We start from the raw sequence: 16,050 nt of genomic DNA on the forward strand, positions 1-16,050 counted from the left end.
CTCGACACCTCCACCACACCGGAGGTCTTCGCCATGAACAAGACCCACGACTGTCAACAACGCTCGTGATCAATACAGCTAGCGGCTGCCGCTCACCCGCCCCTGCAGCAGCCGGGAGAGTGCCGAGTGCACCTCGTCGATCGACCGCTCCGGCTGGAACGACTGCCAGTCCAGCGCCGCCACCAGCACCATCCCGAACAGCGCGGACGCCGTGAGCGGAACGTCGATCTCCGGGCTCAGCTCGCCGGACGCCACCGCCTCCCGCAGGACGGACTCGATCACCGCGATCGCCTTCTGCCGCACCTGCATCAGCGTCGACTGCCAGGCCCGGTTGGTGCGCCAGAGCTCGGCCACGTACAGCTGCGTGAGCGAGGGGTAGCGGGTGATGAAGTCCAGGCCCGCCCGGATCATCGCGTCGAGGGCGTCGACCCGGCTGCCGCCCCGCTCGGCCGTCTCGTCGGCGGCGGCCTGCAGCGAGTCGGTGAGCAGCTCGATGCCGTGCCGCAGGAGCTCCTCGAAGAGCACGGTCTTGCTGGCGAAGTTGTAGTAGACCGTGCCCTTGGCCACCCCGGCGCGCTCGGCGATCTCGTCCACCGTGGTGGAGGAGAACCCCTGCTCGGCGATGAGGGTGACCGCCGCCTCGAAGAGCTTCCGCCGGGTGTTCTGCCGGCGCGTACTGCTGCTGTCCATGAGAGTGATTCTCCCTGTACTCGCAGTGGTCGCGCTCACAGAGTGAGTTCCGGGTGGAGCCGGTCGACCGACCAGACCTGTTTGGTGCGCGCCGACCGGGCCGTGAGGGCGAGCGCGCCCGCCGTGAACGCCGCCAGCACGCCGCACGCCTGCCACACGGGGGCCAGGCCGCCGCCGGTGATGAGGTGGCGCAGGCCCTCGACGACGTAAGTCATCGGCAGGAAGGGGTGGATGGCGTTGAAGAACCCCGGACTGGTCTGCACCGGGTACGTGCCGCCCGCCGACGTCAGCTGCAGCATCAGCAGCGCCAGCACCAGGATGCGGCCGGCCGGCCCGAAGCGGGCGCCCAGCCATTGCACGATCGCGGCGAAGCAGGAGGTCACGAGCGCGAGGAAGGCCGCGGTGCCCGCCGCGTGCACCATGTGCAGGCCCAGCGCCCAGTGCAGGACGGCCAGGAGCGCACCGGCCTGCAGCACGCCGACGGCGACGACGGGGAGCCAGCCCGCGAGGGCGATCCGCCACGCGGAGGCCCCGGCGGCCAGGGCACGGCGGTTGAGCGGCTGGATGAGCATGTAGGCGACCATCGCCCCGACCCACAGGGACAGCGGGATGAAGTACGGGGCGAAACCGGTGCCGTAGTTGGGCGCCTTGTGCAGGGCGTGCGAGGTCAGTTCGACCGGGTCGGCCATGACCTCGGTGCGGGCGTCCCGGTCCTTCTTGCCGTAGGCGGGGATCTTCGTCACCCCGTCGTGCAGTCCGCCGGCGAGTTCGGCCGAGCCGTCGGACAGCTTGACCATGCCGCCCTGCAGCTTGTCGGCCCCCTCACGCAGCCTGCCGATCCCGCTGTCGAGGCCGGCGGCCCCCTCCTTGGCCGTGCCCAGGCCGTCGTGGAGCTGCCCGGCCCCGCTGTGCAGGCGTCCGGCGCCGTCGGCGAGCTGCCGGGCGCCGTCGTTGAGGGCGTTGACCTTGCGCACGGCGCCGTCGATGTCCCGGCCCAGGTCCGGGGCCTCGTCGGCCAGCCGCTCGGCGTAGCCGCGCAGGGTGTCCAGCCGGCCGGGGAGCCGGTCCAGCGCACCGTCCTCGTTCCGCACGAGCGCGTCGAGCCGTGCGGCACCCGCGGCCGACTGCCGGGCCGCGAAGAGGGCCTTCTGCAGGGCCGGGCAGAAGTCGGCGGGGTGGGCGGTGCACTGCTGCCCGTGGACCGTGGCCAGGGCGTCCGCGCTCGCGCGGCTCGTCCGGGCGAGGGCGGCGGTGACGGCCGGGGAGGGAAGGTCGTCGAGGTGCTCGCGCAGGGTCTTCGCCTCCTTGGCGACGAGGCGGGCGGTCCGCCCGATCTCCTGGGCGTGTTCCTTGACGAAGGCCCCCTCGCGGCCCGCCACGCCGTTGACCTTGTCGGCCAGCTGCTGGGTGCCGGACGCGACCTTCCGCGCGCCCGTGGCGAGTTCACCGGACTTCTCGTCCAGGGTCCCGGCACCGGTGTGCAGCTTGCCGACGCCGGCCTGAAGGTCGCCGCTGCCCCGCTCGGCCTTCGCCAGGCCGTCCTTGAGGTCCCCGGCCCCCTTGCGCGCCGTGCCGATGCCGTCGCCGAGCCGGTCGGCGCCGGACGCCGCCTGGGCGGTCTTGTCGTGGAGGGCGGAGAAGGAGACGAAGATCTTGTCGTAGAAGGAGCGCGAGGTCTTCCGCGAGGCGGCCGCGCGCACTTCGGAGAAGACCGAGCGGGATATCTGGCCGACGATGTAATTGTTGGCGTCGTTCGTACGGACCTGGAGCGCGCCCGTCTCCGGGGTGTTGCCGGAGCTTGAGGCGAGCCGTTCGCTGAAGTCGGCGGGGATGGTCAGCGAGAGGTAGTAGGTGCCCTTCTCGACGCCCTTGCGGGCGTCGGCGGCGCTCGTGGTGTGCCAGTCGAAGGACTTGCTCTCCCGCAGGCCCTCGGTGATGGTGTCGCCGGCGTTCGTCTTCGTGCCGTCCACGGTGGTACCCCGGTCGGCGTTGACCAGCGCCACGGGAACCTTGTCCAGCCGCCCGTAGGGATCCCAGAAGGACCACAGGTACAGGGCGCCGTACAGCAGCGGCAGCAGCAGGAGCGCGACGAGGGCGGCCCGGGGCAGCCGGCCCCGCCCGAAGCGCCTGAGCTCAAGCGCGGCCAGTCGCGGGGAGCGCATCCGCAGCCCCTCCCTTCCGGAGACGGCCCACCGTGGTGGGGCGGGTGCTCCGGGCGGGGCGGCCGGCCGCATCGCGCGCGGCCGGCGCGGTCGGGACGACCACGGCGTCGCCGGGGGCCCGGCTGCAGACGGCGAGGACGGTCGTGCCGCCCGCGGCGAGCGAGCGCAGCAGCTCCCAGGCGCGGTCGCGTTCGGCGTCGGAGAGCTTGAGGTCGGTGTCGTCCACGGCGATCAGGCGCGGCCCGCCGACGAGGGCCAGGGCCAGCGACAGCCGCAGGGCCTCCAGCCGCTCCAGGTCCTGTACGGCCGTGTCCGCGCCCTTGGGCAGCTCCGCCGCGGCGAGCCCGGCGGCCGAGAGGACGGCGGTGGCGCGGGCCCGGTCGTCGGAGCGGGCGGCGCGGCGGCGGAGGAGGGCGAGGGGCGAGCCGCCGAACCGGCGCTGCAACAGCATCCGTTCGCGCAGGTGCTCGGCGACGGTCAGCGCAGGGTCGAGCTCGCAGACGCCGGGGACGTGCGCCAGGGCGCTCGACCGGCGGACGGCCGGCATGCGTGCGGGCAGCGCCTGGCCGCCGACGGCGGCCCGGCCCTCGGTGATGCGCATACGTCCGGCCAGAGCGAGCAGCAGACAGGTGCGGCCGGAACCGGAAGGGCCCTCGACGGCGACGAGCGAGCCGGGCGGGGCGTCGATGTCCACATCGCGGAACACCCAGCCGCGCGGCCCCTTCAGACCGAGGCCCACGGCGGTGATCGCGGCTCCGTGCGGGGTGCTGTTCACGGGCGACCTCCAGAGCTTGAACTGACTGGTCAGTGCAAAAAGTATGGCGGCCGATGCCCCCCTTGCGTCAACCCGCCCCCGTCTCATGGGTGTTCGTGCAGGTCAGGGCCGATTGTCAGTGGTGTGCCCCACGATGGATCCATACAGCGGCCCCGTCACCGTGCGGCGCGCCGCCCCGACGAAGGAGGTTCGTCATGGCCCGAAGCGCGAGCGACGTCCGCCCCTTTGCCACGGCCCCGGCGGGGTGGCACGCCCCCTCGCCCCGCCCCGCGACCCCGTCCGCCGTCCTCGACCTGCTCGCCCAGGCCCACCAGGGCCTGACGGAGGCCGCCGCCCTGGAGGCGCCCCACGAGCGGTACGCCACCGCACACCTCGCCGCCCTGCGCACCGCCGCCGCCGTGCTCGCCGTCCGGGGCCGCCCCGAGACGTCCCCGCGCGGCCGCCGCCGCATCCGCAGCGCCTGGGAGGTGCTGCCGGAGGTGGCACCCGAACTGTCCGAGTGGAGCGCCCTGTTCGCCTCCGGCGCCGCACGCCGGGCCCGGGCGGAGGCGGGCATACGCTCCGCCGCCGGCGGCCGGGAGGCCGACGACCTGCTGCGCGACGCGGACGCCTTCCTGCGCCTGGTCGAGCGCATGCTGGTCCTCCAGCCGCGGCTGCCCCGGCAGCCGCCGGCCGGGTAGAGGGGCGTTGCCGGGCCACCGGGGTGCGGGGCGGCGCGGGCAGCTGTCCGGCGGGGGCCATTAGGCTGGTGGCGCCGCCGGCAGCCGTCCGCCGGCCCCTACGTCGCCGTCGAGGAGCCACCCGCCGTGTCAGAGCCCCTGCGCCCCCGGGCATCCCTGCGTACCGCCGTGGTCTGGGAGGTCCTGCGGGACGCCCTCGACCGCCGGGTCAAGGCCGCCGGCCGGGAGGCGTTGGACGTCCTCGACACCGGTGGCGGCTCGGGCAAGTTCGCCGTGCCGCTCGCCCGGCTCGGCCACCGGGTCACCGTCGTCGACCCCAGCCCCAACGCCCTGTTCGCGCTGGAGCGCCGGGCCGCCGAGGCCGGCGTCGCCGACCTCGTCCACGGCGTCCAGGGCGATGCGCACGGCCTGTTCGACGTCGTCGAGCGCGAGGGCTACGACCTGGTGCTGTGCCACGGCGTGCTGGAGTACGTGGACGACCCCGCCGAGGGCATCCGCAACGCCGCCGCCGCGCTCCGCGCGTCCGGCACCCTCAGCCTGCTGGCCGCCGGGCTCGGCGGTGCCGTGCTCGCGCGGGCCCTCGCCGGGCACTTCACCGAGGCCCGTCAGGCCCTGGCCGACCCCGCCGGGCACTGGGGCGCCGGCGACCCGGTCACCCGCCGGTTCACCGCCGACGAGCTCTCCGGCCTCGTCGGCGCCGCCGGCCTGCAGGTCACGGCGGTGCACGGCGTGCGCATCTTCGCGGATCTGGTGCCCGGCGTCCTCGTCGACGCCGAGCCCGGCGCCCTCGACGCGCTCCTGCAACTGGAGGCCGCCGCCGCCGAGCTGCCCGCCTTCCACTCGGTGGCCACCCAGCTGCACGTCCTCGCCGAGCGCGGCTGATTCCGCGCATCGGACGCGGGCCACCCGATCGGCCCGATCGCCCCGTATGATCGGGGGACACCGTCCGGCATGGCGGATCGGCGAGCAGGGAATGTACGTCCCGACGGCATCGACCGCCACACCGGGGCCGGTGGCCGATTTGGCGCAGAGGGGCGGGTTTCACGGGGGCGATTCCCTGCCTATCCTGAAAGGGTCGCACCCCGGTCGCCCCCCGCGACCGACGAGTAGGAGGACTCCGTGCCGCTCTCGGAGCACGAGCAGCGCATGCTCGAGCAGATGGAGCGAGCGCTGTACGCCGAAGATCCCAAGTTCGCGACAGCGCTCGAAGGCAGCGGCCTGCGCACGTACACCCGGCGACGGGTCTACCAGGCGGTCGCGGGTTTTCTGGTGGGCATCGCGCTCCTCATGGCCGGAATGGTCGCCCAGCGGATCTGGATCAGCGTGGCGGGCTTCCTGGTCATGCTGGCCTGCGCCGTGCTCGCGGTGACGGGGTGGCGCAAGGCGCCGAAGCCCGGGGCCCAGCGGGGCGCCGGCCCGGCGGGAATGCCACGGCGCACGGCCGGCGGCCGTCGACGCGTCGGCATGATGGACCGCATCGAGCAGCGGTGGCAGCGCCGCCGTGACGAGCAGGGCCACTAGGCCCGGCAACCTTTCTTGAGCAAGGCCCCCGGGGGCCGGGACACCACGTCCCGGCCCCTGCTGCATGCCCGGCCGCAACCTCACGTCCGCCGACCGGGTGCGGGGCCTTTGCCCGCCGGGCACCTGCCGCCCTTCGCGGGGCCCGCAGGGCGGCCCGACCGGCCGCGCCGCCGGCCCCTGCCGGGTTTCGCCGCACGGATACCGCCGGCCGAGTGACGACCTGGCCGGACCGCCGCCGGTCCCCGCCGCCGGTCCCCGACGTCCGTCCCCGCGGCCGGCGCCGCGAACAGGCGCTGTTCCCCGCGCCCTTCCGGTGTCTGCGAGGCCCCGGGCGGGCCTCTGGGACGGGCCCCCGGGCGGGCCCTGGCACCGGCCCCCGGGCGGGCCTCTGGGAGGGCCCCCGGGCGGGCCCTGGCACCGGCCCCCGGGCGGGCCCCCTAGGCCGTGTCCGCAAAGTCCCGCCTGGCCCGCGACTCCCCCAGCTACCGCTGGGAGGCGCCCCCAGCACGCACGCTCGCTGCGTTGTCGGGGTCGCCCGAGTACGCCCAGTACGAGGACGACCCTCCGCCTTGCGATCTCCCCCAGCTACCGCTGGGAGGTGCCCCCGGCACCAGACGCCGCGGGCCACGCCCTTCGGGCGTACGGCGCTACTTTGCGGACACGGCCTAGGACAGGCTTCCGGGCGGGCCCCCGGGACAGGTCCCCGGTCAGGTCCCGGGCGGGCCCCTGGGACAGGCCCCCGGACAGGCCCCCCCGGACAGGCCCCCCGCCCAGGCCCTGGGCCGTGTCCGCACGTCCTGCCCGGCCCGCGGCGCTTCCCCCGCTACCGCTCGGAGGCGTCCCGGCGCCGGACGCCGCGACGCCACGCCCTTCGGGCGTACGGCGCTACTTCGTGGACACGCCCGGGTCCCCGCCGCTCCGGCGGCGTAGCCGGGACATGGTGTGCGACCAGCGGTGGGTGAGGTGCCAGGCGATGCGGGCTGTTGAGCGGGGGGCCAGGAGGGCGCGCAGGCGGGCTCGGCGGCCGGCCGAGGCCCTCAGGCCGGCGCGGACGGTTTCGGCGTCGGCCGCGGGCTCGCCCGTCAGACGGGGCGCGGGGGCGTACAGCACCTGCTCGACGGCCGTCGCCAGCCGGCCCGCGGCCGCCGCGGGCGGCCCCTGCAGGGCCGCGGCCCGCACGATGCGGTCCGCCGCCGTCCGCGGGGTCAGGGACTCGTCGGGCGGGATCCCGTAGTCCCAGGCCGAGTCGGTCAGCTCCCGCCACGCGGCCAGCGTGGCCGCCCCCGCCCCGCCGGGGCCGGCCCGGCCCGTGCCCGCGCCCGGGCCGGGGCGCAGGCGCCGGGCCCGGGTCCGTACCCGCCACAGCAGCGGCAGCACGGGCAGGACGAGCGCGGCCAGCGCCGCCGCCGTGATGCCCGCGAGCAGCGTCCACGACGGCCCGCCGGCCCCTCCGCCGGCGCTCGCCTCCTCCTGGACGGGCCGCGGGCAGCCGCCGTCCTTCTTCAGCTGCGGCGGGCAGTCCGTACGGTCCGCGGGCGCCGGGACGGGCGCGGCCGAACGGCGCGGCGACGGCGCGGGAGCCTCGGGGTCGGGCAGGGCCGGGGAGGGGGCGACCGTGTACTCCGGCGGCGTGCCCCGGCTCGGCGTGGGCTCGAACCGCGTCCACCCCGCGCCCTCGAAGTACAGCTCGGGCCAGGCGTGTGCGTCCTTGGAGCCGACCGACACCGAGCCGTCCGTCTGCGGGGTGCCCGGCGCGAAACCGACCGCGACCCGTGCGGGGATGCCCAGGGTGCGGGCCATGGCTGCCATGGAGAAGGAGAAGTGGATGCAAAAGCCCCTCTTCTCCTCCAGGAACCGTGCCATGGCGTCGTTCCCGCTGCCCGAGCGCACCTCCGTGTCGTACTGGAAGCCGCCGTTGACGGAGAACCAGTCCTGCAGCTTCACCGCCTGCTCGTACGCGTTCGCCGCGCCCGCCGTCACCTTCCGGGCCGTCGTCGCCACCACCTTCGGCAGCGTCTGCGGCACCCGGGTGTACTCGCGCAGCAGTTGCTCCGGCGGGGCGGGCGCGGCCGCCAACTGGGCGGCCGTGGGCTGCACCCGGAGGCTGGAGACCTCGTAGCTCAGGCCCCGGGTGGTCTGCCCGTGGTCGCCGACCAGCGTCCGGCCCTCGGGCTCGTACCGCCACCGGCCGGTGAGGCGGACCGTGTCGGCGGGGTACGGCATGGGCAGGTAGTTCTGCCCGTAGCCCTCGGCGGCCGAGACGGCGAGGGCGACCGGGTCCGCCCGTACCCCCGGCGCCAGGCCGACGGGGGCGGGCAGCGGCAGCGGCACATCGGTGATGCGCCTCTCCGAGGCGCGCCATGACGCCCCGTCGAAATGGTCGAGCGCGACGATGCGCAGGTACAGGTCGCCCGTGGCCGCGGGGGAGGTGCGATAGCGCAGCAGCTCGCGGTTCTCGGGCTGGTTGAGGCTGTTCTGCAGCGAAACGAGCGGATTGACGGCGGAGATGGTGCCGCCGTCGCGCCCGGGGCCCGCGGTCTTGCCCTGCGGCTGCAGCAACCCGCCGTCGATGGACGGCAGGACGGCCGGGATCGCCAGCGACAGCCCCAGGGCCAGCGCCCCGATCCGCCGTCCCGTGCGCACCGGGGCCGGGGCGAGGCCGGCGCCGGGCGCCGAGCCGCCCGCGGGCGGCCGTCCGGGGGCGCCGAAGACCCGGCCCCACTGGGCGAGCCGTTCCCGGCTCTCGGCCAGGAGCAGCAGCAGATAGCCGGCCGCGGCGGCCAGGAACCACAGCCGGTCCGAGCCGCCCTCGGCCAGCCCGGCGCCGACCGAGTACAGCGCGAGCAGCGGCAGGCCCGCCGGAGCGGCGGCCCGGAAGGTGACCGCCACCGCGTCCACCACGAGGCCGACCAGCAGCACCCCGCCCACGAGCAGCAGCCTGATGGCCACGGTGGCCGGCGCGGGAATGGCGTACCGGCCGACGTCGTCCAGGCCCCCCTGCAGCAGCCGGCCGAATTCCTGGAGGACGTCGGGCCCGGGCAGCAGCCCGCCGACGGCCCGGGACCGGGCGAAGACCACCGTGAGCAGCAGCAGGCCCGTCAGCGCCTGCACGGCGACCGTCAGCCACCGGCGGGGCGTCAGCCGGCGGGCCACCGCGCCGGCCGCCGACTGAACGGCCAGCAGCGCGGCGGCCTGCACCAGCCAGGTGCTCCGGTCGACCAGGGGCAGCATCGCGCAGGACGCGGTGAGCGTGGCCACCGTCGCGCACACAGGGAGTCGCAGGGATCCGCTCATGACCGGCCTCCCGCCGTGCCGTCGCGGGCGCCGGCGGCCCGGCCGTCCGGCGAGGCCGCGAGGCGCCACAGGTCGGGCAGCGCCGCGCCGGGGGCGACGGGCAGCGCCGTCCAGCCCGCTTCGCGCAGCACCCGCAGGCGCTCCCCGGCGCCCTGGCCGGCCGCCGTGCCCCGCGCCGCCGGCCCGGCCCAGGAGGCGGCGTCCATCACGAAGGCGACCGCCGTGCCGCTGCGCCGTCGCATCCGCGCCACGACCGCCGTCTGCTGCTCGTCCAGCTCGCCGAGGAAGGCCACCAGCAGCCCCTCACCGCTCGTGTGCAGGGCGTCGAGGGCGGGGGAGAGGCCGCTGCCCTCAGAGTGGTCGATCAGGGCGAGGGCGTCCAGCATCAGCCCGGCCGTCTCCGCCGGGCCGTGGGCGGAGCCGCCCGCGCCGTCCGGCCCCGGCAGCGAGCTGCCCGTGTCCGTCAGCAGCCGCACCGCGAAGCCGCGCTCCAGCAGGTGCACCGCCGCGGACGCGGCGCCCGAGACCGCCCACTCGAAGGGCGCGCCCGGCCCCGCCCCCGGATAGGCCGTGCCGCGGGTGTCCAGCAGCACCGTGCACTGCGCCTGCTGCGGCTGCTCCTCGCGGCGCACCATCAGCTCGCCGTGGCGCGCGGTGGAACGCCAGTGCACCCGGCGCAGGTCGTCGCCGTGGCGGTAACCGCGCGGGATGACGTCGTCCTCGCCGGCCAGGGCGAGCGAGCGGTGGCGGCCGTCGCCGTGGCCGGCAGCCGTGCCACCCAGCCGCACGGGCGGCAGCGCGTCCACGCGCGGCACGACCGTGAGCGTGTCCTGGGCGCTGAACGCCCGCGTCAGCTCGCACATCCCGAAGGGGTCCGTCAGCCGCAGCTCCAGGGGCCCCAGCGGGTAGCAGCCGCGCAGCCCGGAACGGACCCGGTAGGACACCTCGCGCCGCCCGCCCGGCTCCACGCGGTCCACGACGAAGCGCGGGCGCGGCCCGAGGGCGTAGGGCACCCGGTCCTGGAGCATCAGCAGGCCGGTGGTCAGGCGCGAGACGTTGTCGACGCGCAGGCTCACGCGGGCCTCCGCCGTGGCCGGCACCCGCGCGGGTGTCAGCCGCCGGCTGCCCGTGACCCGGTGCCGGGTGCGGTGCAGGACGATCACGCAGACCAGCGGCAGCAGGGTCAGTAACAGCCCGACCCGCAGCAGGTCCTCCTGGCCCAGGACGTACGAACAGCCGGCGGCGGCCACCCCGGCGGCCAGGAAGGAGCGGCCCCGGGTGGTCAGCCCGGCCAGCGCCGCTCCCAGGCTGCCCCGGGCCGCGCCCGCGGCGGCGTCCGCGCGCCCGGCGGGCGGCATCACAGTCTCCGTGCGCCCGGCGGCTGCTGGCCGAACGGGTCGGGCACCGGGGTGCGCTGCAGGATGTCGAGCACGATCTGCTCGGCCGTGCGCCGGTTCAGCTGCGCCTGCGCGGTGGGCAGCAGCCGGTGGGCGAGGACCGGCACGGCGAGCGCCTGCACGTCGTCGGGCAGGGCGAACTCCCGCCCGGACAGCGCGGCGGCCGCCTTCGCCGCCCGCAGCAGGTGCAGCGTCGCCCGCGGCGACGCGCCGAGCCGGAGCTCCGGATGGTGCCGGGTGGCGCCGACCACGTCGACCGCGTACCGCCGGACGGACTCGGCGACGTGCACCGCGCGGACCGCGTCCACCAGCTTGACGATCTCGTGGGCGTGGGCGACGGGCTGCAGGTCCTCCAGCGGGGACGGGCCGCCGTGCACGTCCAGCATCCGCAGCTCGGCCTCCGGGCTGGGGTAGCCGATCGACACGCGCGCCATGAAGCGGTCGCGCTGCGCCTCGGGCAGCGGATAGGTGCCCTCCATCTCGACCGGGTTCTGCGTGGCCACCACCATGAAGGGGCTCGGCAGCTCGTAGGTGTGCCCGTCGACGGTGACCTGGCGCTCCTCCATCGACTCCAGCAGCGCCGACTGGGTCTTGGGCGAGGCGCGGTTGATCTCGTCGCCGATCACGATCTGCGCGAAGATCGCGCCCGGTTTGAACTCGAAGTCGCGGCGCTGCTGGTCGTAGACGCTCACGCCCGTGATGTCGGACGGCAGCAGGTCCGGCGTGAACTGGATGCGCCGCACCGAGCAGTCGATCGAGCGCGCCAGCGCCTTGGCGAGCATCGTCTTGCCCACCCCCGGAACGTCCTCGATCAGCAGGTGTCCCTCGGCCAGCAGCACGGTCAGCGAGAGCCGTACGACCTCCGGCTTGCCCTCGATCACACCCTCGACCGACCTGCGGACACGCTCGGCCGTCGTGGAAAGATCGCTCAGGCCCGCTCGTTCGTCATAGGTCGTCACCCGGCCCTCCTCGGCCCATTGCGAAGGGCCCCTGGCCCGTCGGCACGGACCGGCCCACCCCATAGCGTGGACACCGCGCCCGCAGTCGCGGAGGCGGTGCCCCTACGCATTCTTGCCGCCTGCGCGGCGTCCCGTCACGGCCTGTGGATAACTCGCCGGGCGCGTGCCGTCAGGGCCGGGGGTCGATCTCCCGCAGCAGGCCCGTCGTGACGTCGAAGACGAAGCCGCGCACGTCGTCGCGGTGCGGGAGGAACGGCGAGGTGCGCACCCGCTGCATGGACTGGCGCACGTCCTGGTCGAGGTCCTTGAACGCCTCCACCGCCCAGGCCGGCCGCTGGCCGACCTCGGCCTCGATGTCGTGCCGGAAGTCCTCGGTGAGGTTGAGCAGGCCGCAGCCGGTGTGGTGGATCAGCACGACCGAGCGGGTGCCCAGGGCGCGCTGGCTGATGGTGAGGGAGCGGATGATGTCATCGGTGACCACACCGCCGGCGTTGCGGATGGTGTGGCAGTCGCCGAGCTTGAGGCCCAGCGCCGCGTGCAGATCGAGGCGGGCGTCCATGCAGGCGACGACCGCGACTTTCAGGACGGGGCGGGCGTCCATGCCCGGGTCGGTGAAGGCGGCGGCGTACTTCGCGTTGGCCTCGACCAGACGGTCGGTGACCGTCCGGGAGTCGGTCCCGGGGCCGGAGCTGGGCTTTTGCGGCTGTGACGCGGATATCGACATAGGGATGAAGGTAGTCGGCGACCGGCCGTGACGCACGCGCGGAGTGACGCGCTGGCCAGTTGGTTGACCAAGGGGACGAGTGGACTAAAGTGACGCGAAGTGGGAGGCGTGATGCTCCCCTCGGATCCGAAGAACCACCACGTGCGCGCGGTGCGCACGTACCCTCTCGGCCTCCTCCCGCTCCCGGTCGTTCCGGCGCCCCTTCCCCGGTACCGAAGCGGCCGCTTCCCCTTCGAGCGGGCGGGGACCCGGACGGTGCGTGCCGCCGCGCCTCCCCGTACCTCTCAGAAGGGCGCATGAGCAGCAACGCGCGACACGTCCCCGTCATGCTCCAGCGCTGCCTGGACATGCTCGCCCCCGCTCTGACCGAGCCCGGCGCAGTCGTCGTCGACTGCACGCTCGGCGCCGGCGGCCACAGCGAGGCGCTGCTCACCCGCTTCCCCGAGGCCCGCCTCGTCGCCCTCGACCGCGACCCCACCGCCCTGGCCCTGGCCGGGGAGCGGCTGGCGCCCTTCGGCGACCGCGCCACGCTGGTGCGGGCCGTCTACCACGAGCTGCCCGACGTGCTGAAGCGGCTGGGCATCCCGCGCGTGCAGGGCGTCCTGTTCGACCTGGGCGTCTCCTCCATGCAGCTCGACGAGGCCGACCGCGGCTTCGCCTACGCGCAGGACGCGCCGCTGGACATGCGCATGGACCAGACCACGGGCATCAGCGCGGCCGAGGTCCTCAACACCTACCCGCCCGGCGAGCTGGTGCGCATCCTGCGCGCGTACGGCGAGGAGAAGCAGGCCAAGCGGATCGTCTCCGCCGTCGTGCGCGAGCGCGAGAAGGAGCCCTTCAGCAACAGCGCCCGCCTCGTCGAGCTCATCCGCGACGCCCTGCCGCAGGCCGCCAAGCGCACCGGCGGCAACCCCGCCAAGCGCACCTTCCAGGCGCTGCGCATCGAGGTCAACGCCGAGCTGGCCAGCGTCGAGGCGGCCATCCCGGCAGCCGTCGCCGCGCTCGCGGTCGGCGGCAGGATCGCCGTGCTGTCGTACCAGTCGCTGGAGGACCGCATCGTGAAGTCCGTCTTCGCCGCGGGCGCCGCGAACACCGCCCCGCCCGGCCTGCCGGTCGTGCCCGAGCAGTACCAGCCGCGGCTGAAGCTGCTGACCCGCGGTGCCGAGCTGCCCACCGAGGAGGAGATCGCGGAGAACCGGCGCGCCGCTCCCGCCCGGCTGCGCGGCGCCGAGCGCATCCGCGAGGACATCCCGTGACCCCGGCCGCCCGCCGGGGCGCCCGCCTGGGCCGGCTGCTGCCGGCCGGGGCCGCCGGGGCCAGGCGCACCCCCTTCGTCCTGCTGGTCGTGGTGCTGCTCGGCTCCGGCCTCATCTCGCTGCTGCTGCTGAACTCCTCCCTCAACCAGGGCTCCTTCGACCTCAGCCGCCTCCAGCGCAAGACCACCGAGCTGACCGACGAGCAGCAGGCCCTGCAGCAGGAGGTCGACCAGCTCGCCGCCCCGGACGCCCTGGAGCGCCGCGCCCGCGAGCTGGGCATGGTCCCCGGCGGCAGCCCCGCCTTCCTCAACCCCGACGGCACCGTCAGCGGCATCCCGGCCCCCGCCGGTCCCCACGGCGGCGCCGCCACCCCCGCCGCCTACGAGGCCCCCGCGGACCCGCGCGCCCCCGCGGCGCCGCGCGTGCCCGTCACCGTCCTGCCCCAGCCGGTCCTGCCCCCGCCCCTGCGGGTGCCGGGCGCGCAGCCCCCGGCCCCGGTGCCGCCGGCCGCGGTGCCCCCGGTCCCCGGCCGGCCCACGGCCCAGCCCGTGGCCCCCGCACATCCCGCCGACGCCCCCGTGCCGGCGCTTCCCGTCCCGGTGCTCCCGCAGCCCACCGCGGCCGGGAACCCATAAACAGGTCAGGCAACAGGCAACAGGTCAGGTAGGTGAGGTCGTGACGGCGCCCAGGCAGCCCCGCCGCCCGGTTCCAGGGCCCGCGCGCCCCGCCGCGCGCCCCGCACGCCCCCGCCCCGGGTCCCAGGCCCTCCGGCTGGGCAGTCCCCGCCCCCGGCTGCGGATGATCGGGTTCGGGCTCACGCTCGTCCTGCTGGTCTTCACCGTGCGCCTGCTGCAGGTGCAGGCCGTCGACGCCGACGCCTACGCCGCCCGCGCCAACGTCAACCGCTACATCCCGGTGACGCTGGCCGCCGAGCGCGGCGCCATCACCGACCGCTCCGGCGTGGCCCTGGCCACCACCGTCGACGCCTACGACATCACCGCCGCGCCCGACCTGCTCACCCCCGAGCGCACCAAGGCCGAGGGCTCCGCCCGGCGGGCCGCCGAGCTGCTCGCGCCCGTGCTCCACGAGAAGCCCGGCGTGCTGGAGGAGAAGCTCACGGCCAACCCCAAGTCGAAGTACGTCGTCCTCGCCCGCCGGCAGGCCCCGCAGGTCTGGAAGGAGATCGCGGAGCTGAAGAAGGCACAGGCCGACAAGGCCGCCCGGCAGCGGGGCGTGAACGTCCTCGCCGGCGTCAACCGCGAGTCCCACAGCAAGCGCGTCTACCCCAACGGCGAGCTCGCCGCCGGCCTGGTGGGCTTCGTCAACGCCGACGGCCAGGGCGCCGGGGGCCTGGAGGCCCAGCTCGACGAGGTCCTCGCCGGCAAGAACGGCCGGCGCGTCTACGCCCAGTCCGGCGGCCGCCAGGTGCCCACCGGCGACGTCAAGGAACAGGCCGCCGTGCCCGGCTCCGACGTCGAGCTGACCATCGACCGCGACATCCAGTGGGCGGCCCAGAGCGCCATCGCCCGGCAGGTGAAGGAGTCGCAGGCCGACCGCGGCTACGTCGTCGTCCAGGACACCCGCAGCGGCGAGATCCTGGCCATGGCCAACGCCCCCGGCTACAACCCCAACGAGCTCGACCGCGCCGACCGCTCCGCCCTCGGCAACGGCGCGCTGATGGACGCCTACGAACCGGGCAGCGTCAGCAAGATCATGACCATGGCCGCCGTCCTGGAGGAGGGCGTGGCCACCCCCGCCACCCACGTCGAGGTGCCCAACCGGCTGCCGCGCGCGGACCGCAACTTCGCCGACGACGTCGACCACCCCACGTGGTACCTGACCCTCAACGGCGTGCTCGCCAAGTCCAGCAACATCGGCACCATCCTGGCCAGCGAGCAGCTCGGCAAGAACCGTGCGGAGGCCAACGAGGTCCTCTACGGCTACCTGCGCAAGTTCGGCATCGGCCGCCCCACCGGCCTCGGCTTCCCTGGCGAGACGCCGGGCATCCTCGCCAAGCCGGAGGAGTGGAAGTCCTCCCGGCCCTTCACCATCCCCTTCGGCCAGGGCCTGTCCCTCAACGCCGTGCAGGCCGCGTCCGTCTACTCCACCATCGCCGCCGGCGGCGAGCGCGTACAGCCCTCCCTGATCCGCGGCACCAAGGGCCCCGACCACCACTTCGAGCCCGCCCAGGCCCCCCCGCGCTCCCGCGTGATCAGCGAGAAGACCGCCAAGGAGCTCTCCGCGATGCTGGAGTCGGTGGTCGACGACCGGGACGGCACCGGAACGAAGGCCAAGATCCCCGGCTACCGCGTCGCGGGCAAGACCGGCACGTCCAACCGGGTGGACCCGCGGACCGGCCGCTACCACGGCTACACCGCCTCCTTCGCCGGCTTCGCCCCCGCCGACCAGCCCCGCCTCACCGTCTACTGCGCCATCCAGAATCCGACCCGGGGCAGCTACTTCGGCGGGCAGATCTGCGGGCCGGTCTTCAAACAGGTCATGGAGTTCGCCCTGAAGTCCCTCCAGGTGCCGCCGTCGGGCTCCCAGCCGCCCCGGCTGCCGGTGAGCTACGACGGGCAGTGAGCCGGGCCG

Annotated in this window: 13 protein-coding genes; 6 read left to right on the forward strand and 7 right to left on the reverse strand. The window is 75.2% G+C overall.

Annotated features, from left to right (window positions below; genetic code table 11):
• Positions 1-78: 78 nt before the first annotated feature.
• From IE182_RS28330 to IE182_RS28340, 3 genes are read right to left on the reverse strand one after another with little or no spacing between them, the layout of a single operon-like run.
• A complete protein-coding gene (locus IE182_RS28330) occupies positions 79-690 on the reverse strand; it encodes a TetR/AcrR family transcriptional regulator (RefSeq protein WP_190112823.1) in 612 nt (203 codons plus the stop codon).
• 35 nt (positions 691-725) lie between these two features.
• On the reverse strand, positions 726-2,852 hold the full coding sequence (locus IE182_RS28335; RefSeq protein ID WP_190112824.1) for a YhgE/Pip domain-containing protein: 2,127 nt from the start codon (positions 2,850-2,852) through the stop codon (positions 726-728).
• A complete protein-coding gene (locus IE182_RS28340) occupies positions 2,824-3,627 on the reverse strand; it encodes an ATP-binding cassette domain-containing protein (RefSeq protein WP_229845188.1) in 804 nt (267 codons plus the stop codon). The genes IE182_RS28335 and IE182_RS28340 overlap by 29 nt, the downstream gene beginning before the upstream one ends.
• A 194-nt stretch (positions 3,628-3,821) precedes the next feature.
• Here IE182_RS28340 and IE182_RS28345 point away from each other — a divergent pair, with 194 nt between their 5' ends.
• The 3 genes from IE182_RS28345 to IE182_RS28355 all read left to right on the forward strand — a co-directional run bounded on the left by IE182_RS28345 (position 3,822) and on the right by IE182_RS28355 (position 5,828).
• Entirely contained in the window at positions 3,822-4,307 is a 486-nt protein-coding gene (locus tag IE182_RS28345) for an SAV_6107 family HEPN domain-containing protein (RefSeq protein ID WP_190112826.1), read from the forward strand.
• A 126-nt stretch (positions 4,308-4,433) separates the two neighbouring features.
• Positions 4,434-5,189: a methyltransferase domain-containing protein gene (locus tag IE182_RS28350; protein ID WP_190112827.1), complete on the forward strand. Its 756-nt coding sequence runs from the start codon at positions 4,434-4,436 to the stop codon at positions 5,187-5,189.
• Between the two features lie 237 nt (positions 5,190-5,426).
• Positions 5,427-5,828 carry an SCO2097 family morphological protein gene (locus IE182_RS28355; RefSeq protein WP_190112828.1) on the forward strand — a complete coding sequence of 134 codons (402 nt, stop codon included), beginning with the start codon at positions 5,427-5,429 and terminating at the stop codon, positions 5,826-5,828.
• 885 nt (positions 5,829-6,713) lie between these two features.
• Here IE182_RS28355 and IE182_RS28360 read toward each other — a convergent pair.
• From IE182_RS28360 to IE182_RS28375, 4 genes are all read right to left on the reverse strand, one after another.
• Entirely contained in the window at positions 6,714-9,122 is a 2,409-nt protein-coding gene (locus IE182_RS28360; RefSeq protein ID WP_190112829.1) for a transglutaminase TgpA family protein, read from the reverse strand.
• A complete protein-coding gene (locus tag IE182_RS28365) occupies positions 9,119-10,480 on the reverse strand; it encodes a DUF58 domain-containing protein (RefSeq protein ID WP_190112830.1) in 1,362 nt (453 codons plus the stop codon). The genes IE182_RS28360 and IE182_RS28365 overlap by 4 nt, the downstream gene beginning before the upstream one ends.
• Positions 10,480-11,478 (reverse strand): AAA family ATPase, encoded by a 999-nt coding sequence (locus tag IE182_RS28370; RefSeq protein WP_190112831.1) that lies wholly within the window; start codon positions 11,476-11,478, stop codon positions 10,480-10,482. The genes IE182_RS28365 and IE182_RS28370 overlap by 1 nt, the downstream gene beginning before the upstream one ends.
• Before the next feature lie 169 nt (positions 11,479-11,647).
• Positions 11,648-12,202 (reverse strand): beta-class carbonic anhydrase, encoded by a 555-nt coding sequence (locus tag IE182_RS28375; protein ID WP_190112832.1) that lies wholly within the window; start codon positions 12,200-12,202, stop codon positions 11,648-11,650.
• A gap of 296 nt (positions 12,203-12,498) precedes the next feature.
• Between IE182_RS28375 and rsmH the strand changes: the two genes are divergently transcribed.
• Genes rsmH through IE182_RS28390 form a run of 3 tightly spaced genes read left to right on the forward strand, consistent with a single transcriptional unit; the run spans position 12,499 to position 16,041 of the window.
• Positions 12,499-13,458 carry a 16S rRNA (cytosine(1402)-N(4))-methyltransferase RsmH gene (gene rsmH, locus IE182_RS28380; RefSeq protein ID WP_190112833.1) on the forward strand — a complete coding sequence of 320 codons (960 nt, stop codon included), beginning with the start codon at positions 12,499-12,501 and terminating at the stop codon, positions 13,456-13,458.
• Positions 13,455-14,093 carry a cell division protein FtsL gene (ftsL, locus tag IE182_RS28385; RefSeq protein ID WP_190112834.1) on the forward strand — a complete coding sequence of 213 codons (639 nt, stop codon included), beginning with the start codon at positions 13,455-13,457 and terminating at the stop codon, positions 14,091-14,093. Before rsmH ends, ftsL begins: the two co-directional genes overlap by 4 nt.
• 40 nt (positions 14,094-14,133) lie before the next feature.
• Positions 14,134-16,041: a peptidoglycan D,D-transpeptidase FtsI family protein gene (locus IE182_RS28390; protein WP_190112835.1), complete on the forward strand. Its 1,908-nt coding sequence runs from the start codon at positions 14,134-14,136 to the stop codon at positions 16,039-16,041.
• Positions 16,042-16,050 lie beyond the last annotated feature (9 nt).

The organism is Streptomyces cinnamoneus, assembly GCF_014650495.1.
In the GTDB taxonomy this organism is placed as follows: domain Bacteria; phylum Actinomycetota; class Actinomycetes; order Streptomycetales; family Streptomycetaceae; genus Streptomyces; species Streptomyces cinnamoneus.

What these genes read in the sequence shown, in the direction of transcription:
- IE182_RS28330 (WP_190112823.1), bottom strand. Translation starts at nt 690, where the DNA reads ATGGACAGCAGCAGTACGCGCCGGCAGAACACCCGGCGGAAGCTCTTC.
- IE182_RS28335 (WP_190112824.1), bottom strand. Translation starts at nt 2,852, where the DNA reads ATGCGCTCCCCGCGACTGGCCGCGCTTGAGCTCAGGCGCTTCGGGCGG.
- IE182_RS28345 (WP_190112826.1), top strand. Translation starts at nt 3,822, where the DNA reads ATGGCCCGAAGCGCGAGCGACGTCCGCCCCTTTGCCACGGCCCCGGCG.
- IE182_RS28360 (WP_190112829.1), bottom strand. Translation starts at nt 9,122, where the DNA reads ATGAGCGGATCCCTGCGACTCCCTGTGTGCGCGACGGTGGCCACGCTC.
- IE182_RS28365 (WP_190112830.1), bottom strand. Translation starts at nt 10,480, where the DNA reads ATGCCGCCCGCCGGGCGCGCGGACGCCGCCGCGGGCGCGGCCCGGGGC.
- IE182_RS28375 (WP_190112832.1), bottom strand. Translation starts at nt 12,202, where the DNA reads ATGTCGATATCCGCGTCACAGCCGCAAAAGCCCAGCTCCGGCCCCGGG.
- rsmH (WP_190112833.1), top strand. Translation starts at nt 12,499, where the DNA reads ATGAGCAGCAACGCGCGACACGTCCCCGTCATGCTCCAGCGCTGCCTG.